This is a genomic window from Nocardia africana NBRC 100379 (genome assembly GCF_001612635.1).
Taxonomy (GTDB): domain Bacteria; phylum Actinomycetota; class Actinomycetes; order Mycobacteriales; family Mycobacteriaceae; genus Nocardia; species Nocardia africana.
On record NZ_BDAV01000009.1, the window covers coordinates 53,069 to 73,106 of the forward strand.

Consider the following 20,038-nt stretch of genomic DNA (forward strand, 5'->3'; position numbering starts at 1 on the left):
GGCCAGTTCAGAATTCGCAAGCCGCCTACCCATAGCCGGTGGATCCTATGTGGTGAAGTTGCACTCGCCCAGATGGGGAGCGGCGCGGTGCGCGGCCCCGGCCGGGGCGAGGCAAGTGGCTCATGATCACCGGCGAGCCGGTCGAAGTCTGGCGCGAAATACGCACTCGCAGAACGCGGTACGCGCCGTCGACGCAGCCGATGCCCGTGGGTGGCGCCCGGGCCGCTCGCGTCAGGCTCCAGCGGATCCGCTGGAGCCCATGTCCGCGGACCCGCTCGAGCCTCCGCCGGAATTGCACCCGCCGACGGTGATTGACTTCGGCACCAGCTGGCCGTAGGTCTCGGTTTGCGGGCCCAGGTACACGCGATAGCGCAGCGTGTATGTCCCATCGGTGGTGGTGGGCGGGGCCGGGTCGACGGTCCGGAGGTCGAACGTGACGGTCGTGGTGAAAGGTGTTGTCAGGGCGGATGGATTGAAGTTCGTGTACGGAGCTTGATAGCGGTCCGCTGCAGGGAAGTCGGCCGGGAGTGCGCCACGTATGGAGCCGGGCGAATCGTCCGGGCTCGGCGGCGTGTAGCGCGCAACCGGTTTCTTGGCGCCGGGCACGAACCGCCACGGGGACGGCAGCGGGTCGGGCCAGCCGCTCGGCAGCGGTTCCGCGTCCGGTGGGGCCCAGGGCTGATCCTCCTGGGAGAACCAATAGTCCAGGGTGTACCAGTTGTGAGCGTTGGTGTAGTTGTCGATCTTGAACGTCACCTGGCATTTTCGATTGTCGGCCGAGGCACTGATATGCACACCCGCACCGGCCGGCGGATCGGCGGCGACGCTCGGCAACGCGGCGACTGCCGCCCCCACGGCAGCCGCGAGGACGATTCCGAAATGAGCGAGCCGCGCCATATGACCTCTCCTCGAAACGATCGGATTACCTTGTCGTCCGGGACTTTCCCTCGGTGCGAACACGGTGTCCTCACCCACCGCGGATGAACGTGATGGGGGTCTTGCTGAGTTCGAGATAGCGAAAGCCCCGGCCGACCAACGTGATCGTCGCGAGAATCATCCGCGAGGTCTATCGCGCAGCCTTTGGCTGTGGTGCAGGGACGGCGTGCGGCGTGAGCAACATTTCCGGCCGGTTGGCGACCAGCAGCCACAGCGGCAGGATGGCCACACACAGCACCGGCAGAATTCGAATGTCTCCGATCGTGGTGGCCGCCATGAATAGTGCCAGCCAGCCGTCGCGCGCCACGACCAGCACGGCGCCGAGCACTCCCGCGGAGACGGCGACGGCTGATGGGATCGCCGAGATCATGCTGTGCGCTACGAGGCCGGCGCCGACCCCGATGAAGACGGCGGGGAAAATGCGTCCGCCGCGAAATCCGCAGCTGGCCGCGATCAACAGCGCGGCGAGTTTGACGACCGTAACCAGTAGCAGATGGGAGGTGGACATGTCGCCCGAGTCGTCGGTCAACTGCTTCATCTCGTCGAGGCCCTTGAACAAGGTGATCCGGCCGCCGAGTGCGCCGAGGAGTCCGAGCAGCACGCCGCCGAGCGTGATGGCGAGTAATGGATTCCGAAGCCGGTGGAAGAATCCGTGTACTACGGGGAATGCGTAGACCGCCGCCAGGCACAGCAGAGCCGTGGCGAGAGCGATGACCACGGCGCTGACCAGATCTACCAGCGCGGGTTCGGAGTACGGCGGCACGCTCACCGCGAAGACGGGTGCGCCGAACGCGGTCATGGTCAGCGCCCCCGATGCGGCGGCCACGAGTGGTGCGAAGAGTTTGTCCCAGACCCGCCCGCCGGGTGTGGTGGCGGCGATCTCGGTGAACAGCAATGCCGCAGCGACCGGGGTCCCGAACATCGCCCCGATGGTGGCGGCCGCGGCCAACGCCACCGCCATCTCGACCGGGACGCTGCGCCATACTCGGCTGAAGACCCATACGGTCAGGGCGGTGTTGATTGCGATGATCGGATTCTCCGGCCCGAGACTGACGCCTCCGGCCAGGCCGATCACGATGGCCAGCGTCAGACTCGGGAGCACCGACAACCGCAGGGGTTCGGCGACCAGGCCGGTCGTCGCGGGGTCCGGTCCCGCGTGTCCGGGCACCTTCCACACCACCAGGCCGACTGCTACGCCGACCGCGGTCAGCATCGCCATTGTCCACCACCTGGAGTCGTCGGCGACGCCGAGTCCCTGGGGCAGGTCCGTCCACAGGAGGTCTTGTAGGCGGTTGGCCGCGACGCTGAGCGCGATCAGGGTGACCGCGCAGCCGATTCCGGCGAGCATCGCCGGCACCGCCAAGGCGGCAAGTCTCGAAGCCGGGGGGTTGGTCGATTCTGGTGCGGGCGAGCTCATTGGTCCAGCGTGAGGGCGGTGGGTTCGTGCTTCCTCGCCCTTCGAGGGTGATTTGGCCCTGATTCGCGCAACGGGCGCCCCGCGCGGTGATACATAGATCCGAGCAGGCGCGGTTTGACCGCGCCGCGCGGCCGCGTGTTCGACTCTTGCTGAAAGGGGGTCGCATGGAATCGCTTCGGTTGTTCGGGTCGGTCTCGATCGCGTCGTTGCGTGACTACGGGCGGCATGGGCTGCGTGACGATTCCGTTGCAGCGCTTGTGGTTTGGGCTTCGCTTGTTCCAGCGGCGCTCGCCTTTGCCGCAGTAGCCGGCGTGCCGGGGTGGGTCGGTCTGGTCAGCGTGGTTCCGGGTCTCGCCTTGTACGCCCTCTTCGGTGGCTCGAATCAGCTCGTGATGAGCCCTGTGGCTCTTATCGCAGTCATATCAGCTGCCATCGTCGGGCCGCGAGCTGGAGGCGATGGATTTCGCTATCTCGCCATGACCTCTGCCCTCGCGATGCTTGTCGGCGTGCTGCTTTCACTGGTGGCAGTTCTTCGATGGAGCTTCATTGCCACATTCGTCCCGGAATCCGTTTTGTTGGGTTTGTCGGTCGGGCTCGGGATCGCGATTTGTATCGGTCAGCTCCCCGCGCTACTGGGAATGGAGCAGCCTACCGACGGAAACAGCCTGCAGCAGGTGCGGCGGGTCCTGTCGCATCTGAGTGAGATAGACACTGGAGCCGCGCTGATTGGCGGTCTCGGTCTCGTCGTGATGATCTGCGTCCGACGGTGGGTGCCTGTTGTCCCCAGCGCGCTGCTTGCCGTATTGATCGGTGTGGGATGCGGCCATCTATTCGGAATCGGCATCGGTAACCCGGACCCCTTCGCGGCCATCCCGGGCAAGGCCCTGCGGATCGGTCCACCGTCTGTCGGGCTTCACGACTACGCAGACATGCTCGTCCCCGCGATCGGACTGGCTCTGGTCAGTCTCGCCTCGACTTTTCGGTCTCCGACACCTGGCGACGCCGCACCGAAGGTCTCGAGCAATCGTGAGGTGGTTGCACTCGCCGCCGCCAATCTCGGGTCCGGACTGATTTCCGGAATGATCGTCAGTGGCACAACGGCATCGGTGATCTGCGGGCGCCGGACTCATTTCTCGACCCGCATCGGTGGACTATTCGTGGCGGTGTCGACAGTTTTCGCATTGCCTTTCGCCTCTCCGATCCTCACCGCTTTGCCCCGAACGGTTCCGGCTGCCATCGCGGTGGTTCTCGTCGGCGCGCTCATCGGCCCGGCAGCCCTTCGCCTGTTCCGCGCCCGCCCATTCGACAGTGATCACGCTGATCGCAGGATCGCCTGGATCGAATTCGCGGCTGCGGTCGTCGTTGGGACAGTGACCGTTGCGCTCGGTGTCCTTGCAGGTCTGGTGGCGACCGTCGGCCTATCCGCGCTGTTGCTACTGGTGGGATCTGCCCACCCCAATGTCGTCCGAGTGCCGGCAGAACGGGCGACCGACCCGATCCCTTTCGCTCCCGCAGGGCCGGGCATCACGGTGGCGCGGCTCGCTTCCCCCTTGCACTTCGCAAACGCCGAATTCGTTCGCGACCGCATCATGGCGATCTGCTCCGTAGCCGAGCCACGCATCGTGGTGCTCGACGCCATGGCAACTGGCAGCGTCGATGTCTCGGCAGCGCAGATGTTGACCGGCCTCCACACCGAACTCGCCTCGGCCGGAATTCAACTGCGAATTGCGCATCCGGAAGGTTCGGTGCGTTCTGCGCTCGACGAGTGGAGTTTCACCAGCGAAACACTGCGCGTGTACGCATCGCTCGAGGAAGCGCTGAGCTAACCCCGGGGGCATACGGGCGAGGGAGATGCCGCAGCCGGGCACAGCACGCTCGCAGACGGGCGGAGCAGCCGAAGGTGCTTGCGTGTTCGATTTCATCCGCGGCGGGTGATGCGATTGTAGGCCACCCCTGCGACGCTCGATGTCTGGCTTGTTCGGGTCCATTTCGATCGTGGAGGTTCACATGCCAACAGATTTCGCCGACCGGACCGACTTCGAGAACTCCGCGAAGGGACTGATCGCGACACTGGACCCGTGCATTGTCGAGGCGGCCGACGGGCGAGTCGTCTGGGATATCGACGCCTACCGATTCCTCGACGCGGACGGCGCCGACACGGTGGATCCGAGTCTGTGGCGCCAGAGTCAACTCACTGCGAAACATGGGTTGTTCCAGGTGACCGAAGGGATCTATCAGGTCCGCGGCCTCGACTTGTCGAATATGACCCTGGTCGAATCGGACAACGGCGTCATCGTCATCGACCCTTTGATCAGCTCCGAGACCGCCGCGGCCGCGCTGGCGCTGTATCGGCAGCATCGGGGCAACAAGGCGGTGACCGCAGTGATCTACACCCATCCGCATATCGACCACTACGGCGGAGTGCTCGGCACGGTCGAACATGACACCACTGTTCCGATCGTGGCGCCGGCGCACTTCATGGAGCATGCGGTCTCGGAAAACGTCTACGCCGGCACCGCGATGCTGCGGCGCGGCGTCTACTACTCCGGTGGCGAACTGCCCAAGGGCCCGATAGGGCGAGTCGGCATGGGCCTCGGCTCCGCAGCCTCCACCGGAACGGTCGGATTGCTCGCACCCACACTGGAAATCACCGAGACCGGGCAGGAAGAGGTCATCGACGGGGTCCGAATCGCCTTTCAGATGACACCGGGAACCGAAGCGCCGGCGGAGATGAATTTTCTGTTTCCCGATCATCGGGCGCTGTGCCTGGCGGAGAACGTCACTCATAATCTGCACAATCTGCTGACCCTGCGCGGGGCACAGGTTCGCGATGCGCGGAACTGGTCGCGCTACATCGCCGAGGCCATCGAGATGTTCGCCGACCGCGCCGATGTCATTTTCGCCTCGCACCATTGGCCGACATGGGGCAAAGACGCCATCGTCGCATTCCTCACCGAACAGCGCGACATGTACGCATACCTGCACGACCAAACCCTGCGGCTGCTCAATCAGGGCTACACCGGCATCGAGATCGCCGAACACATGGAATTGCCACCGCAGTTGGATGCGAAGTGGCACACCCACGGCTATTACGGGTCGGTCAGCCACGGCGTCAAAGCCATCTATCAGCGTTACCTCGGCTGGTACGACGGCAACCCCGCGCATCTGTGGCAGCATCCGCCGGAGCAACAGGCCAAGCGCTACGTCGAGCTCCTCGGCGGCGTGGAGGCCACCGTCGCGAAGGTCCGTGAGTATGCCGGCAACGGCGATCTCCGCTTCGCCGCCGAACTCGGCAGCCATGCCGTATTCGCCGCCCCCGACAACTCCGATGCGCGGCAGGCGCTGGCCGATGTCCTGGAACGGCTCGGGTACGGTTCCGAGAACGCGACCTGGCGCAACTGCTTCCTCGTCGGAGCACACGAGTTGCGTAACGGCAACTTCCATACGCCGATCGAACAGGGCAGCGGTCTCGCACCGGCCATGAGTGTCACCCAGCTGTTCGACACGATCTCCCTTCGCATAGTCGGGCCCAAGGCGTGGGACGACAAGCTTTCGATCAATTGGGCTTTCACCGATACCGGCGAGCGATACCGGATGGAACTCAGCAACGGGGCTCTGGTCCATCATCGAACCGACAAGAAGGTCGACGCCGACCTGGAGGTCACCTTGACCAAGGTCGAACTGTTGAAACTCATCGCGACCGGATCACTGGAGGAGATCGAGGCCCGCGGCGACACCTCCGTGTGGTCCCGGTTACTCGCGTGCACCGATGCCGTGGATACGGATTTCAATATCGTCACCCCCTGAAACACTGCCGGCGCCGAGCTTGGTCGATTTGCCGTCAGGGTGGAGCGCGCGTTACCAGTGCCGCGGCAACGTGGTCGAGGGGTTCGGTGGTGCCTTCGGCCTGACGCAGGATGAGTGCGCCTTCGGGCCCCGCTCGACCTGGTCGCCGACTGGGGACTGCAGATTTACCGCTCGTCAAATGGAGGCTTAATGAGCAGAGCATGCTGTCACAGCCTATTTATCGATCCGCATCCCCGTTTCGCATACCGTCCAGCCAGGTCCGCAAATTCTTATAATGCCTGGTCAGGGCTTTCTTGGGTTCTGACCTTTCGTCGTCCCTGAGTTGGCTTTTGGCTCGTATAGTCCTCTGATCTGCGGAAATGTCGTTGTTTCCTGATTCGAACTCAGCTGGGTCCCGTGACTGTTGGGGCTGCTGGGACGGGAGTGATATTAGGGTCACGGCGGGTGCTTCCCCTCCGGGCGCGGGGGCAGAAACGAGTGAGCCTGACTCAGGCGGGCGGTGGTGGCAGGAAAGTGCTGCCGGGCCTGCTGTTCGCTGGGCTCATGACCCAGAGGTCGCAGGTTCAAATACTGTCCCCGCTACAAACGAGGGCGGTCCTGACCAGCAGGTTTCAGGACCGCCCTCAATTTTTGTCGAGGTTCTCGGCAACGGATTTGGCATCATCGGCGAATCGTCGCTGCCTGTCAGCGTCCAAGGGTAGTGAAATGCGTTGCACCAGCTGATATTCAGCGGAGGTCACGGGACGGATGGGACTGCGATCGCTGGGGTGCGGCCCAAGCAGATCACACACCCGGTTGTCGACCGACCCCAGCAGCCCGGTCCGGGGGAGTGGTCGGGGCACAAGAGGTGTTCCTGCCCTTCACACGTCCGTAGTCGGAGCGAGACTCAGCTTTTGATCCAGTCGATGGCGTCGGTGTTCCCGTTGCCGCGGTTGGCACCGATGATGAGGCCGCCGGCCAATCCGAGAATGCTGACCAGTACCGCGAAGAACTGGGTGTACCAGCGCGGCCGATCAGGTCGGGCAGGTCGTTGCGCGCGGGCCTAGCACCCACCACGACCATTCCCGCGACCCGCGCTCATCCACCTTTCCGTACCGGCAAAGCGAGAAACGCACAGTTGGTCGGCGACCTCATCTCGGCGCAATTGGCCGAGCTGGGATGGCGGGAGGTCCGCGCCGCGACGGACTGATTGTTCATCGCTTCCGGTATCGCCGGCGTCATCGGGGCGATCGTGGCGGCGGTCAACCAGGTGAGGTAGAGGTTTTCGAGGTGGTCGATGTCGGCGTCGGTGAGGGGTTTGGTGTCGGCGGGTGACGTCTTCTCGGGTGAGCAGGTTCAAGATGGCGGTTTTGGAGATGTTCGTATCAGGCAGCGAGTTCGAGCGTTGTTGCGCCGTCGCGGTAAGCCTCGACGAGTTCGTCGATGGTGTGGCGAGGGAGTCGTCGTTGGATGCTCCGGGCTGGCTTGCGCTGCGCCGGTGTGGCTGATTTCCGCTGCCGTCGCCTGGGTTCGGGGTTGTCGGATTCGATTCTGGCGGTAAGCTTTTCGAGCTTCCGCAGGCCATCCCGTCTCGCGTAACGTCCAGCCAGGTCCACTTTGTTTGTGTAGGTCAGTCGTGGCTTTGTCGATGTCTTCCACGGCGATGCGGACCTGACGCGAAATCTGTATGCGTGTAGCTGTCTGTCGGCGGTCATTCGATGGATGGTGTCTCGGCAGACGCTGGCGCGTTGAGCCGCTTCAGCGATGGAGACATGAGCGCTCAGCCGGCCGTGCTCGACGCACGACCCTCGAACGGCTGAACGATCCTGCTCAGTGGGGGTTGTCGATGCCGTCATGCCGGGCGGTCAGCCCGTCGAATGCGACCTCGGGCGTCCGGGCGATGAGCAGACGCCGTACTTTGCCGTCGGTGTCGAACTGGGCCGAGGCGTTGAACGATGCCTCGAACGCCTCCGCCCGAGTGGTCCGGCCGAGTACCAGTTCGCACGCGCCGACCACGGCGCCCGCGTCGATGTGATGGACGAGTGTGCTCTTCTCCCGCTGTTGCAGGTAGCTGATCAAGCCATCGCGGTCGCCGACGAACTCTGTGCTCTGCCCGGCGCCCCGGGAGAACTGCACTGACATGACGAAATCGGGGGAGATCATGGTCAGCACCCGATCCGGGTCGTCGGAATCCATGTATTCGAACCAGCGCGCGAGGGTCGGCGTCGAAGCGGTGGCCGTCATGCTCGTTGTGCTCCTTCGAGAGTGAATCCGCCTGGCATCATAGGGAATTCGGCGTTGAACGTGACCTGGTAGCGGTCGATACGGCCGACTGCGTCGAAGTGCATGGCGGCGACGAAATACCCGGTGGTCACCGTGCCGTTCTCGATGACCGCACCGTGCGCGAACTGCATGTCACCGTCGGCGGCCACCCGCAGCACCCGATGCTTACGGTCGACATCGGGCCTACCGCCCAGATACTCCAGCATGGCGGCACGGCCCCTGCCTGTTCGTACTCCGGACGGCAGCACCATGACGAACTCGACGTCCTCGGCGAGCAGGTCCACGGCGTCGCCGAGTTCGCCGGAGTCGACGACGGCGTAGTAGTCCTCGATCGGATAACTCATGAAATGAACTTAGTTCAGCCAAGTCCTTCTTGTCGAGCCTTTCGGTGACTACCCTTGGAATTGAACTGAACTCAACTCTATTGGAGAATCATGTCCGCATCGCAGGTCAACGCTGGCGTAGTCCGCTGGCCACATTCCGAACCGGCCGGATTCATCCCCGGCCCCGAGCAGTCCGCCCTGCGCGAGTCGCTCCGGGCGCTGCTGGCCAAATGGGGCGATATCGCGCAGGTCCGCCAGGCCTCGTCCACCGAACGTGGATACTCGGTATCGCTGTGGCGGGCCCTCGTCGACGACATGTCGGTCACCGCACTCGCGGCCTCCGAGGATCGCGGCGGGCTGGGATACGGGGTGGCCGAACTGGCGACGATTCTCGAGGAGTGCGGGCGCGCGCTGGTCTGCGAACCGGTCTACAACTCCGCCGTGCTGGGCGTACAGGCCCTGCTCCTGACCCGCCCCGGCGACGACGACCTCCTGCTGGCAGGCGTATTGGCCGGCGATCTGCTGGCCACCGTCAGCGCCCTCGATACCACCACCGACGATCTGCGCGCGGTCCGGACGTCGGCCGGATGGATCGTCGACGGCACGGTCACTCACCTGGTGTGCGGTGGAACCGCCGACGTGATAGTCGCGTCGGCGCGCTGCTCGGATGGACGCCGCCTGTTCGCCGTGCGTCCGGGTGAGGACTGCCTGCGAACCGAGCGAGTGGTCCTGGACCCCACCCGCCGGCAGGCGGACGTGGCGCTACGGGCCGCTCCGGCTGTCGTCCTCGCTGCGCCGGAGGGAACCGCCACCGCGGCCACCCGCTTGCGTGATCTCGCCACACTCGCCCTCGCCAGCGAGAACACCGGCATTATCGACATGCTGCTCGAGACGACCGTGTCCTACGTCTCGACTCGCCGCCAATTCGACCGGGCCATCGGCTCTTTCCAGGCTGTCAAACATCGCCTTGCCGATCTACTGGTCCTGCTCGAGCGCGCGCGATCCGCGTCCCGCTATGCGGCCGCGGCCTACGCCGAGGACCCGGACGCGGCAAGGCTGGCGGTCGCTGTTGCGGGTGCGGTCTGCACCGACGCTGCTGTACAGACTGCGGCCGAGGCCGTCCAACTGCACGGCGGGATCGGCTTCACGTGGGAGCATCCGGCCCACTCCTATTTCCGCCGGGTTATGGGAAATGAAGCGGCACAAGGCGGTTCGCGGGCTCACCGCGACACGATAGCCGCGCTCGTCGGATTGTGAACGATGTATTGACGGCGAGCAGGATCGCACGGTAGAACTGAAGTGAATCCAGTTCAGGAAATTCTCCCCCGACAGAAAGAGGCCACTCACATGATCGACACGGACCACATCGTGCTCGAGAAGGACGGCGAGATTGCGCGGGTGTGGCTCAACCGCCCGCACGTCAAGAACGCCGTCACCGTCGAATTGCTGCACCGCCTCGACGAGATCATCGTCGAGGTCGACAACGATCCCAACCTCAAGGTCCTGGTCCTGCGCGGCCGGGGTAACACCTTCTGCTCGGGCTTCGACCTCAACGAACTGCGCGCGAACTACGTCGGCCAGACCAACGCTATGGATGTCGCAGTGCTCTCCGCGAAGGTCTGCGACCGCCTGTACTCGATGAACACCCCATCGGTCGCGGTACTCGAGGGTTACGTCACCGCCGGCGGTTTCGAGCTGATGATCTCCTGCGATTTCGCCGTCGCGGCCGACGACGCCAAGATCGGCGATTTCCACATTCGCCGGGCCCTGTTCGGCGGCGCGGGCCCGATCTACCGGCTGCCGCGCATGATCGGCATCCGCAAGACCAAGGAGCTGATGCTGACCGGCAAGCTGCTCAGCGGCCGGGAGGCCGCCGCGTTCGATCTCATCAACGCCTCCGCCCCGGCCGCCGAGCTCGACCAGCTGGTCGCCGATTTCGTTGCCCCGCTGGCCGATAAGAGCCCGTTCGCGATGAAGCTCACCAAGATGACCATCGACCGCGGCTTGGACGCCGACATCCAGTCGCTGATGGTGATGGAGCACCTGGCCGTGGGCAACGCGCTGCAGTCCGAGGACGCCGCCGAGGGCGTGACCGCCTTCCTGGAGAAGCGCGAACCGAAGTGGGTCGGTCGCTGAATCACCGATCGGTTCAAGCCTTTCAGCCGATTTCGGAAGGAAAAGACATGGGCGTTGCGGAGCTCCGCACACTCGAGGGCAGCCGGTGCGCGACCTGCGGCACCGTCGCATTCCCGGCCTGTGCGATGTGCGGACGGTGCGCCACCCCGACCGCGACGACGATTCCGCTCAGCGACCACGGCGTGGTCTGGGCCTACACCGTGCAACGGTTCGCGCCCAAGTCACCGCCTTATGTCGCTCCGGCCGAAGGGTTTTCACCGTTCGCGGTCGGATATGTCGAACTTCCGGAAGGCGTCCGGATCGAGGCGGTTCTGGACTGTACCGACTTCGCCGAACTGGACGGGGCACAGGTGCGGCTGGTCGCCGTCGCGCCGGTGCCCCGGTTCGCGACCCGCACGTTCATTCAGGAAGGCAAGGCGCAGTGACACCGTCGGTCTCGATCATCGGCACCGGGTTGTCCCGGTTCGGCAGGCAACCGGATCTCACCGGCAGACAGCTCGCGGTCGTCGCTATCAACGCCGCGCTCGATGATGCCGGATTACGTTGGCAGGACATTCAATTTGCGTGCGGCGGCAGTGACAGCTCCGGTCTGGCCGACACCCTCGTCGCAGAACTGGGCTGCACCGGGATACCGTTCACCAACGTCAAGAACGGCTGCGCGACCGGCGGTAGCGCACTGCTCGGGGCGGTCAACGCCGTCCGCTCCGGTACCGCCGAGATCGCGTTGGCCGTCGGGTTCGACAAGCATCCGCGCGGTGCGTTCGATCCGACGCCGGAGGAGTGGGGTCTTCCACGCGAGTACGGCGAGGCCGGGCTCATGGTCACCACGCAGTTCTTCGGCGCGAAGATCAACCGGTACATGCGGTTGCACGGTATCTCGACCATGACGCTGGCCAAGGTCGCCGAAAAGGCTTACCGCAACGGCAGTCTCAACCCCAACGCCTGGCGGAGAGAACCGATGTCCGCGGCGGAGATCGCCGCGGCACCCATGGTGAACGACCCGCTGACCAGGTTCATGTTCTGCTCACCCGGTACCGGTGCCGCCGCGGTGATCGTGGCGAGCGAATCGGTGACCCGCCGCCGCGGCGCGCAGCCCATCCGCTTGCGCGCGATCAGTCACCGCACCCGCCGGTTCGGCTCGTTCGAGGTGTTCAGCCCGGCCGTCCTGGGCGGCGGCGAACCGGTCAGCGTGAGCTCCGACGCGGCGACCGCGGCATTCGAGGAGGCGGGCATCGGGCCCGCCGACATCGACGTCGCACAGCTGCAGGACACCGAGAGCGGTGCGGAGATCATGCACATGGCCGAATGCGGGTTCTGTGAACACGGCGAGCAGGAGGCGATGCTCGCCGCGGGCGACACCGAAATCGGTGGACGGCTGCCGATCAACACCGATGGCGGCTGCATCGCCAACGGTGAGCCGATCGGCGCGTCCGGCCTGCGCCAGGTCCACGAGATCATCACCCAGCTGCGCGGTGCCGCGGGCGCCCGGCAGGTTCCGGGATCACCGCGGGTGGGGTTCACCCACGTCTACGGGGCGCCCGGGATCAGCGCCTGCACCGTGCTCTCGGTGTGAGCCGAGCAGAGCGATCGAGAGAAGAGCAGTGACCGAACCTTCAATTCCCGATTTGGCCCAGTTCGTCGAACAAGCCACAACCTGGCTTGCCGGTATGGCCGCACCCCGCACCGAGAGTCCCTGGGGTAGTGGATCCGATTCGGTCGCGGTCTTCGAAAACTGGACCGAAGCACAGGAGCGGGCCGAGACCGACCGCGTGCGTGCCTACGAACGCGCCAAATTCGACGCCGGCTGGGGTGCGCTGAACTGGCCGCGCGCCTACGGCGGCCGCGAGCTCCCACTGTCGTACGTGCTCGCCTTCCGGCGCGTCGAGGAGGGCTTCGATCTACCGAGGCGCACCGAAATGTTCTCGGTGACACAGCAATTGGTGGCGCCGGCGATCGACCAGTGGGGCACCGAGGAGCAGCGGGAGCGATATGTCCGGGCGATGCTCCGCACCGATGTCATCGCCTGCCAGCTCTTCTCCGAGACCGAGGCGGGGTCGGATCTGGCCGCCGTGCGGACCCGCGCTGTCCGCACGGACGACGGCGGCTGGATTCTCAACGGGCACAAGGTATGGACCTCCGGCGCCCGGATCGCCGACATCGGCATCGCGGTGTGCCGGACCGATCCGGCCGGCGCCAAACATGCCGGTCTGACCGTATTCCTGGTACCGATGGACGCTCCTGGCGTCGCCGTACGCCCGATCCGGCAGATGACCGGGGGAAGTTCCTTCAACGAGGTCTACCTCGACAACGTCCGCCTCGACGACGGCGACCGGCTCGGGCCCGTCGGCAAGGGCTGGCAGGTCGCGTTGACGGTGCTGGCGGCCGAGCGCCTGGACGGCGCCAATCTGGGCCTGGCCAATGCCGATCGCGCGATCGCGCTGGCCGGGAATCTGGATCGTGGTCTGACCGAACTCGAACGCGACCGAGTGGCCGACCTGGTGACCCGCGGTTATGTGCAGCGTGTTGCCGCCATGCGGGTCGCCGCAGCCGTGGTGGCCGGGCGCGACCCCGGCCCGGAGGCATCGATCGGGAAGCTGCTGGCCACCGACACGATGGCCCGGACCTCCGAGGTCGTGCGGCTGCTGCTCGGCCGCGACCTGGCCGCCGATTCCGGCGCGTGGGGCACCTTCGCGTGGACCGAACATGTGCTCGGCGCGCCCGGATACCGGATCGCCGGCGGCACCGACGAGATTCAACACAACATCATCGCCGAGCGAGTACTCGGCCTGCCCAAGGAGCCGCGCCCATGAGCTCGACACTGGAACAGCGAGTCGCGGCGCGACTGCGGACCGATCTCGGCGCCCGACTCACGTCTTTCGAACGGCTGCCCGGTGGCCATTCCGGTCTGACATTCCGCGCGGAAACCACCGGCGAACCGTATGTCGTCAAAGCCGTGCCGGAGGGCAGCAGGCCGATCGGCCGCCACGACATGCTGCGCCAAGCCCGCATCATGCAGCTACTCGCGCAGACACCGGTGCCGGTGCCACGTATCGCGGTGGTGGACAGCGACGAACCCGCCTGGTTCGCCATGGAACTCGTCGCCGGTGAGTCACTGGAGCCGGTACTCGACGATCCCGCGGTCGCACCGGAGCTGGCCGCGGCCCGGATGCGCCGGGCCGCGCGGCTGCTGCCCGCGCTACACGCGGTGGACGCGGCCGGCATTTCCGCGCCCGCGCTCACACCGGCCGAGGAACTCGCCCGCTGGGCGCGCACCCTCGGCGCCGTGCCACCCGAACTCGTCGCCGGTGGTGACCGGCTGCTCGCGTTGCTCGAACGCCGAATCCCCGAGCCGATCACGCCGGGGCTCGTGCACGGCGACTATCGCCTGGGCAACATCATCTCCGCCGGGCCGGAACCGGTCGCTCTGATCGACTGGGAGATCTGGAGCATGGGCGATCCGCGCGTGGAACTCGGCTGGTTCCACGTCTTCGCGGACGGCGAGAACTTCCCCGGTGTCGGCCGGAATGTGCCCGGTTTGCCCAGCGCGGCGGAACTGCTCGACATCTACTGCGCCGCCGGGCCCTCGCTCGCCGAGCAAACCTGGTTCGACGCGCTGGGCCGGCTCAAGATGGCCGCGATCATGGGCCACAACCTGCGCAGACATCGCGAAGGCCGGCATCACGATCCGGACCAGGAAAAACTACCCGCCACCATCACTCGCCTCATCGAGACCGGAACCGCGCTACTCGCAGGTTGACCCTCGCCCTTCCGCTCAGGAGCCGCACCGTGGACTTTTCCTACTCCGCCCGCACCCAGGATCTGCTCGTCGAACTCGAAGACTTCATGACCGGCCACGTGTATCCGGCCGAGCCCGTGTACGACGCGCAGATCGCCGCCGCCGCCAACCCCCACGAGCAGCCGCAGATCATGCGGGATCTGCAGGCCGAGGCCCGGCGCAGGGGGTTGTGGAACCTGTTCATGACCCACGACGGCTTGGGCGCCGGACTCACCAACCTCGAGTACGCGCCGCTGGCCGAGGTGGCCGGCCGGTCGGTGATCGGCAACGAGGCGATCAACTGCTCGGCGCCGGATACCGGCAACATGGAGATCCTGGCCATGTTCGGCACCGAACAGCAGAAGCAGCAATGGCTGAAACCCTTGCTGAACTGCAGTATTCGCTCCGCCTTCGCGATGACCGAGCCCGCGGTGGCCAGCTCGGACGCCACCAACATCACCTCGACGATTCGCCGCGACGGTGATGAGTACGTCCTCAACGGGCGCAAGTGGTACACCTCCGGAGTTCTCGATCCGGATTGCAAGCTGATCATCTTCATGGGCAAATCCGATCCCGCGGCGAAGACCTACCGCCAGCAGAGCATGATCCTGGTGCCCGCCGACGCCCCCGGCATCGAGGTACTGCGCGATCTGCCGATGTTCGGCTTCCACGATCGCCTCGGTCACGGAGAGGTCCAGTTCACCGACGTCCGGGTCCCCGCGGCGAACATGCTCGGCGCCGAAGGCGACGGCTTCGCCATCGCGCAGGGCCGGCTCGGGCCCGGGCGGATGCATTACGCGATGCGCGCCATCGGCATGGCCGAACGGGCCCTGGAGTTGATGTGCCGCAGGGCGCTGGAGCGCACCGCGTTCGGTGGTCCGCTCGCCGATCGCGGGGTGGTCCGCGAGTGGATCGCGCGCAGCCGCATCGAGATCGATCAGATCCGGCTGCTGGTACTGCAGTCGTCCTGGCTGATGGACACCCAGGGCAATGCCGCGGTGCGCTCACAGGTCGCCGCGATCAAGGTCGCGGCGATGGAGGTGGCACACACAGTCGTCGATCGCGCCGTGCAGACCTTCGGCGCTGCCGGAGTCAGCAACGACACCGTCCTGGCCCGGATGTACGCCATCACCCGGGCACTGCAGATCGCCGACGGTCCCAATGAGGTGCACCTGCGCACAATCGCTCGTCTCGAGGTGGAGAACTACCGATGAACACATCTGATCTGACCGGCAAGGTCGCACTGGTCACCGGCGCCAGCCGAGGGCTCGGCTTGGCCATCGCCAGGGGCTTGCGCGATGCGGGCGCCACGGTGATAGTTTCGAGCCGAAAGCTCTCCGCTTGTGCGGAAGCGGTTGCGGCACTGGGTGATTCCCCCGTCGGCAGCGCCCACCCGCTGGAACTGCATGTCGGCAAGTGGGATGGCATCGAGCCGGCCCTCGACGGGATCATCGCGGAGTTCGGGCGGCTGGACATCGTCGTCAACAATGCGGGCATCGCACCCGTGGCCGACGATCTCACGTCCGTGACGGAAGCGCTGTGGGACAAGACCATCGAGGTCAATCTGAAGGGTCCGTTCCGGCTGATGGCCGTGGCCGGAGCCCGGATGGCCGCCGCCGGTGGTGGATCCATCATCAACATCTCCAGCATCGGGGCCTTGCGGCCGAGCCCGCCGGAAACGATGTACGCCGCCGCGAAGAGCGGGCTCAACGCGTTGACCCTGGCCTTCGCCCAGGCGTACGCGCCCGCCGTGCGGGTGAACTGCGTCCTGCCGGGCGGATTCGCGACCGATATGGCCGAGCACTGGGACGACGAGTTCGTCTCGAAGATCGTCGATCGGCTGCCCGCGGGACGGCTGGGCAGGCCGGAGGAGATCGCCGGGCTCGTCACCCATTTGGCAGGTGACGCGGCGAGTTACACCACCGGCGCGGTCATTCCGGTCGACGGTGGCCGGACCGCGGTGTACTGAGGCGGATACTGTGCTGACAGACGATACGACTACCGATACCCTCACCCGGCTGTTCGGCCTACGTGGCCGGACCGCCGTGGTCACCGGCGCCTCGTCTGGCCTCGGACTCGGATTCGCGAAGACGCTCGCCGGTGCCGGGGCCACGGTGTTCGCCGTGGCTCGCCGCACCGACCGGCTGACCGCCCTGGCCGAGCATGACCCGGGCATCGTCCCGGTCCGTTGTGATGTGACCCTCGACGAGGACCGCCGGGCGTTGGTCGAACGCTGTTATGAACAGACCGGCCGCCTGGACGTGCTGGTCAACAACGCGGGCATGGCCGGTCCTCCGCACGCGGAGCAGGAATCGGCCGCGGGCTTCGCGGCCCTGCTCGAACTGAATCTGCTCGCCGGGTTCCATCTCGCCCTCGGCGCGGCCACCGCGCTGCCGGAGGGGCGCGGCGCGTCGATCATCAATATCTCCTCGATCATCGGGCTGGCCTCGACCGCGCCGATCGGCGGGGCGAGCTATGCCGCCTCCAAGGCGGGGGTTCTCGGCCTGACCCGTGAACTCGCCGGTCAGTGGGGTGGTCGCGGGATTCGCGTCAACGCGGTCGTGCCCGGGTGGTTCGATACCGAGATGACCGACGGGCTGTTCAGCAACGACAAATCGGCCGGCTGGGTGCGACGCAACACGATGCTCGGCCGCGGCGGTTCCGCCGGAGAGGTCGACGGCGCCGTGCTGTTCCTGGCCTCGGCGGCGTCGTCGTATATGACCGGCCAGACGGTGGTGGTCGACGGCGGATGGACGGCCCGCTGATGTTGGCGGTACAGCTGACCGAATGGGGCAGGCCCCCGGTGCTGCGGCATGTGCCGGCACCGGAGCCCGTCGGGGAGGAGCTTGTCCTGCAGGTCACCGCGGCCGGACTGTGCCGATCCGATCTGCATGTCATGGACTCGGCGGCGGCGAGTTTCGACTGCCCGTTGCCCCTCACGCTCGGCCATGAGGTCGCCGGCACGGTGCTGGCGGCCGGACCGGACGCCGAGCCGGGATGGCTGGGCGAAACCGTTGTGGTGCACGGCGTCTGGAGTTGCGAACACTGCCGCAACTGTGTACGAGGCCGGGAGAACTACTGCCTGCGGCTGCGGCCGCGCGCGACCGGTGCGCCGCCGGCGCCGATCGGCAACGGCCTCGGATATCACGGTGGCCTGGCCCAGGCGATGCTGGTCCCGTCGGCCCGGCATCTCGTCCGCACCGCCGGTCTGGATCCGGTCGTGGCCGCACCGCTGACCGACGCGGGCCTGACGGCCTATCACGCGGTTCACGAACACGCCGACCTGATCGATGCGCACGCGACCTGTGTGGTGATCGGAGTCGGCGGCCTCGGCCACCTCGGCGTGCAGATTCTCCGCGATATGGGCGCCGGTCGGATTCTCGCCGTCGACAACCGGGCGGACGCCCGTGCGATGGCCGTGCGCTTGGGCGCCGAAGCGGCGTACCACGATGTGGACTCGCTGCGTGCGGCAGTGACCGACGGTGCGGATGTGATCATCGATTTCGCCGGCGCACCGGATACGGCGCAGCCCGCGACGCGCCTGCTCGCGCCGGGCGGCCGCCTGACGGTGGTGGGCAGCGCGGGCGCACTGATCGAGGTCGGCAAGACCGTCGGCCTCGCCGCGGGCTGGCGGGTCACCGCACCGTTCTGGGGTCCGCGCGCAGACCTGGTCGCGGTGATCGACATGGCGCGCCGCGGCGCCCTGCACGTGGCGGCCACCCCCTACCCACTGGCCGAGGGGGTCGAGATCTACCGGCGTTTGCGCGCCGGCGACATCACCGGACGCGCCGTGCTGATTCCGCCACCGTTGCAGCGCTGAACGGCAAGTACGCAGCGAAGAACCGACAGTCACACGAGGGAACAGACGATGAAGATACTCGCGAAAGAAATGCTCGAACGGGCACAGCGCAGCCCGGATCGGATCGCGGTGGTCGACGAGTTCGGCGAGCATACCCTCGGTGAGATCGTCGCGGCGGCTTCGACGCTGGCGGCCCGCATCGAGGCGATCGATCCGGGCGCCCCGACCGTCCTGGTCCAGGCGGACAACACCTGGCACACCGTGGCCGCCGCGCTCGCGGTCGGGCTGCGGGGAGGCGTCGTCGCGGTGCTGAGCCCGCACGCCGCCGACTCGGAGTTCCGGCTCGCTGTCGCGGATATCGCGCCGGATCTGGTGTTCGCCGAACCCGAGCCACTGGATCGGTGGCAGGTGCCCGCCGCCTTCTCGATCCGGGAGTCCGCCTTCGCCGGCCGGGTGGTGTGCGCCCGGCCGGGGCCGTTCGGTCCGGTGGAACGCTGGCGCGGCGGGACGGCCATCGCGATGACGTCGGGATCCACCGGTCGGCCGAAATGTGTCGTGCAGTCCGAAGAGGCGATCCGCTATGCCTGCACGCGCACGATCGAGGTCGTGGGCCTACAGCCGGGCGAAGCCGTCGGAGCGTTCGTTCCGCTCTCATCGGTGGCCGCGTTCTGCTTCGGCATGTATCTGCCCGCTTACCTGGGCGGGGTCATGGTGACGATCGACAAGTGGTCCCCGGTCGCCGCGCTGACTGCGATAGCGGCCCATCGCGTCGCCTGGACGATGCTGGTCCCGACGATGGCCCTGCAACTGTCGCTCGTCGACGACGCCCCGGGCGTGCCGGTCCTGCGAGCGATCACCGTCGGCGGTGGTCCGATGAACGAGAGTGCCATGGCCGCGGCGGAGAACCGCCTCGGCACCACTTTCCTGCGGGTGTTCGGCATGTCCGAATGCCTCGGCCACACCACGCCGCGGCCGGACGATCCGCCCGCGATCCGCCTCGGCCGGGACGGACGCCCGTTCGAGGGCACCGTGGTCCGGGCCGTCGACGGCGCGGGGAACATCCTCGGCCCGGGCGAGGTCGGCGACGCCCAGGTGAAGGGGCCGTCACTGTTCGTGGGTTATGCCAGGGACGGGGTTCCGGTACCGCCGGAACTCACCCCCGACGGGTTCCTGCCCACCGGCGATCTGGTCGAGGTGGCCGGTGACGGTTCGATCCGGGTGCTCGGGCGACAGAAGCAGATCATCATCCGCGGCGGCCGCAACATCGATATCAACGAGGTGGAGGCGGCGATCGCGGGTCTGCCCGCGGTCGTCCAGGTGTGTGTCGTCGCGGTGCCCGATGATCTGCTGGGAGAGCGTGCGGCCGCGCTGATTGTCACCGATGGCCCACCGATGACGCTGGACAATGTCACCACCCAGCTCGCGGCGGCGGATGTGCCCAAGTTCAAGTGGCCGGAGTACCTGTTCACCGTGCAGGACCTGCCGCAGAACCGGGTCGGGAAACTGGACCGCCCGGAGGCGGTTCGTATGGCGACCCGCCTGGCCCTCGCTGTTGACCCGACTTCAGCTCAGGTAAGATAGAG

17 protein-coding genes and 1 tRNA gene are annotated in these 20,038 nt (G+C 66.4%); 14 read left to right on the plus strand and 4 right to left on the minus strand.

Annotated features, from left to right (window positions below; translation table 11 throughout):
• Nucleotides 1-231 precede the first annotated feature (231 nt).
• Together NA3_RS14845 and NA3_RS14850 are read right to left on the minus strand one after the other, a co-directional pair.
• On the minus strand, nt 232-897 hold the full coding sequence (locus NA3_RS14845) for a hypothetical protein (protein ID WP_062964226.1): 666 nt from the start codon (nt 895-897) through the stop codon (nt 232-234).
• A gap of 169 nt (nt 898-1,066) precedes the next feature.
• On the minus strand, nt 1,067-2,353 hold the full coding sequence (locus NA3_RS14850) for an ion channel protein (protein WP_062964227.1): 1,287 nt from the start codon (nt 2,351-2,353) through the stop codon (nt 1,067-1,069).
• Between the two features lie 164 nt (nt 2,354-2,517).
• On the opposite strand from NA3_RS14850, the gene NA3_RS14855 reads away from it, so the two are divergent.
• The 3 genes from NA3_RS14855 (at nt 2,518) to NA3_RS36950 (ending at nt 6,742) form a co-directional block, all read left to right on the plus strand.
• Nucleotides 2,518-4,179 carry a SulP family inorganic anion transporter gene (locus NA3_RS14855; protein WP_084491569.1) on the plus strand — a complete coding sequence of 554 codons (1,662 nt, stop codon included), beginning with the start codon at nt 2,518-2,520 and terminating at the stop codon, nt 4,177-4,179.
• A 181-nt stretch (nt 4,180-4,360) separates the two neighbouring features.
• Nucleotides 4,361-6,160, plus strand: a complete 1,800-nt coding sequence (locus NA3_RS14860) for an alkyl/aryl-sulfatase (protein WP_062964229.1) — start codon at nt 4,361-4,363, stop codon at nt 6,158-6,160.
• Between the two features lie 491 nt (nt 6,161-6,651).
• Nucleotides 6,652-6,742: transfer RNA gene (locus tag NA3_RS36950), tRNA-Met, on the plus strand.
• 1,227 nt (nt 6,743-7,969) lie between these two features.
• Here NA3_RS36950 and NA3_RS14865 read toward each other — a convergent pair.
• Nucleotides 7,970-8,383, minus strand: a complete 414-nt coding sequence (locus NA3_RS14865; protein WP_062964230.1) for a hypothetical protein — start codon at nt 8,381-8,383, stop codon at nt 7,970-7,972.
• A complete protein-coding gene (locus NA3_RS14870; protein WP_062964231.1) occupies nt 8,380-8,766 on the minus strand; it encodes a nuclear transport factor 2 family protein in 387 nt (128 codons plus the stop codon). Before NA3_RS14870 ends, NA3_RS14865 begins: the two co-directional genes overlap by 4 nt.
• Before the next feature lie 90 nt (nt 8,767-8,856).
• Between NA3_RS14870 and NA3_RS14875 the strand changes: the two genes are divergently transcribed.
• From NA3_RS14875 to NA3_RS14925, 11 genes are all read left to right on the plus strand, one after another.
• Nucleotides 8,857-10,002 carry an acyl-CoA dehydrogenase family protein gene (locus NA3_RS14875; protein WP_062964232.1) on the plus strand — a complete coding sequence of 382 codons (1,146 nt, stop codon included), beginning with the start codon at nt 8,857-8,859 and terminating at the stop codon, nt 10,000-10,002.
• Between the two features lie 90 nt (nt 10,003-10,092).
• Nucleotides 10,093-10,881, plus strand: a complete 789-nt coding sequence (locus NA3_RS14880; RefSeq protein ID WP_062964233.1) for an enoyl-CoA hydratase/isomerase family protein — start codon at nt 10,093-10,095, stop codon at nt 10,879-10,881.
• Nucleotides 10,882-10,928: 47 nt separating this feature from the next.
• Nucleotides 10,929-11,306, plus strand: coding sequence for a Zn-ribbon domain-containing OB-fold protein (locus NA3_RS14885; protein WP_062964234.1), 378 nt, complete (start codon nt 10,929-10,931; stop codon nt 11,304-11,306).
• Nucleotides 11,303-12,454: a thiolase family protein gene (locus NA3_RS14890; protein ID WP_062964235.1), complete on the plus strand. Its 1,152-nt coding sequence runs from the start codon at nt 11,303-11,305 to the stop codon at nt 12,452-12,454. Before NA3_RS14885 ends, NA3_RS14890 begins: the two co-directional genes overlap by 4 nt.
• A 94-nt stretch (nt 12,455-12,548) precedes the next feature.
• Nucleotides 12,549-13,691, plus strand: a complete 1,143-nt coding sequence (locus NA3_RS14895) for an acyl-CoA dehydrogenase family protein (RefSeq protein ID WP_084491570.1) — start codon at nt 12,549-12,551, stop codon at nt 13,689-13,691.
• On the plus strand, nt 13,688-14,638 hold the full coding sequence (locus tag NA3_RS14900) for a phosphotransferase family protein (RefSeq protein WP_062964236.1): 951 nt from the start codon (nt 13,688-13,690) through the stop codon (nt 14,636-14,638). The genes NA3_RS14895 and NA3_RS14900 overlap by 4 nt, the downstream gene beginning before the upstream one ends.
• A 29-nt stretch (nt 14,639-14,667) precedes the next feature.
• Nucleotides 14,668-15,870 carry an acyl-CoA dehydrogenase family protein gene (locus tag NA3_RS14905; protein WP_062964585.1) on the plus strand — a complete coding sequence of 401 codons (1,203 nt, stop codon included), beginning with the start codon at nt 14,668-14,670 and terminating at the stop codon, nt 15,868-15,870.
• Nucleotides 15,867-16,625 (plus strand): SDR family NAD(P)-dependent oxidoreductase, encoded by a 759-nt coding sequence (locus NA3_RS14910; RefSeq protein WP_062964237.1) that lies wholly within the window; start codon nt 15,867-15,869, stop codon nt 16,623-16,625. The genes NA3_RS14905 and NA3_RS14910 overlap by 4 nt, the downstream gene beginning before the upstream one ends.
• Nucleotides 16,626-16,638: 13 nt before the next feature.
• Nucleotides 16,639-17,421 carry an SDR family NAD(P)-dependent oxidoreductase gene (locus NA3_RS14915; protein WP_084491609.1) on the plus strand — a complete coding sequence of 261 codons (783 nt, stop codon included), beginning with the start codon at nt 16,639-16,641 and terminating at the stop codon, nt 17,419-17,421.
• Complete coding sequence (locus NA3_RS14920) at nt 17,406-18,476, plus strand: NAD(P)-dependent alcohol dehydrogenase (protein ID WP_062964238.1); 1,071 nt, start codon at nt 17,406-17,408, stop codon at nt 18,474-18,476. Before NA3_RS14915 ends, NA3_RS14920 begins: the two co-directional genes overlap by 16 nt.
• 48 nt (nt 18,477-18,524) lie before the next feature.
• Nucleotides 18,525-20,036, plus strand: coding sequence for a class I adenylate-forming enzyme family protein (locus NA3_RS14925; RefSeq protein WP_062964239.1), 1,512 nt, complete (start codon nt 18,525-18,527; stop codon nt 20,034-20,036).
• Nucleotides 20,037-20,038: the final 2 nt, after the last annotated feature.

Coding starts and splice junctions, on each gene's coding strand:
- NA3_RS14850 (WP_062964227.1), bottom strand. CDS start 2,353: ATGAGCTCGCCCGCACCAGAATCGACCAACCCCCCGGCTTCGAGACTT.
- NA3_RS14870 (WP_062964231.1), bottom strand. CDS start 8,766: ATGAGTTATCCGATCGAGGACTACTACGCCGTCGTCGACTCCGGCGAA.
- NA3_RS14895 (WP_084491570.1), top strand. CDS start 12,549: ATGGCCGCACCCCGCACCGAGAGTCCCTGGGGTAGTGGATCCGATTCG.
- NA3_RS14875 (WP_062964232.1), top strand. CDS start 8,857: ATGTCCGCATCGCAGGTCAACGCTGGCGTAGTCCGCTGGCCACATTCC.
- NA3_RS14845 (WP_062964226.1), bottom strand. CDS start 897: ATGGCGCGGCTCGCTCATTTCGGAATCGTCCTCGCGGCTGCCGTGGGG.
- NA3_RS14865 (WP_062964230.1), bottom strand. CDS start 8,383: ATGACGGCCACCGCTTCGACGCCGACCCTCGCGCGCTGGTTCGAATAC.
- NA3_RS14885 (WP_062964234.1), top strand. CDS start 10,929: ATGGGCGTTGCGGAGCTCCGCACACTCGAGGGCAGCCGGTGCGCGACC.
- NA3_RS14925 (WP_062964239.1), top strand. CDS start 18,525: ATGAAGATACTCGCGAAAGAAATGCTCGAACGGGCACAGCGCAGCCCG.
- NA3_RS14900 (WP_062964236.1), top strand. CDS start 13,688: ATGAGCTCGACACTGGAACAGCGAGTCGCGGCGCGACTGCGGACCGAT.
- NA3_RS14855 (WP_084491569.1), top strand. CDS start 2,518: ATGGAATCGCTTCGGTTGTTCGGGTCGGTCTCGATCGCGTCGTTGCGT.
- NA3_RS14860 (WP_062964229.1), top strand. CDS start 4,361: ATGCCAACAGATTTCGCCGACCGGACCGACTTCGAGAACTCCGCGAAG.
- NA3_RS14910 (WP_062964237.1), top strand. CDS start 15,867: ATGAACACATCTGATCTGACCGGCAAGGTCGCACTGGTCACCGGCGCC.
- NA3_RS14880 (WP_062964233.1), top strand. CDS start 10,093: ATGATCGACACGGACCACATCGTGCTCGAGAAGGACGGCGAGATTGCG.
- NA3_RS14920 (WP_062964238.1), top strand. CDS start 17,406: ATGGACGGCCCGCTGATGTTGGCGGTACAGCTGACCGAATGGGGCAGG.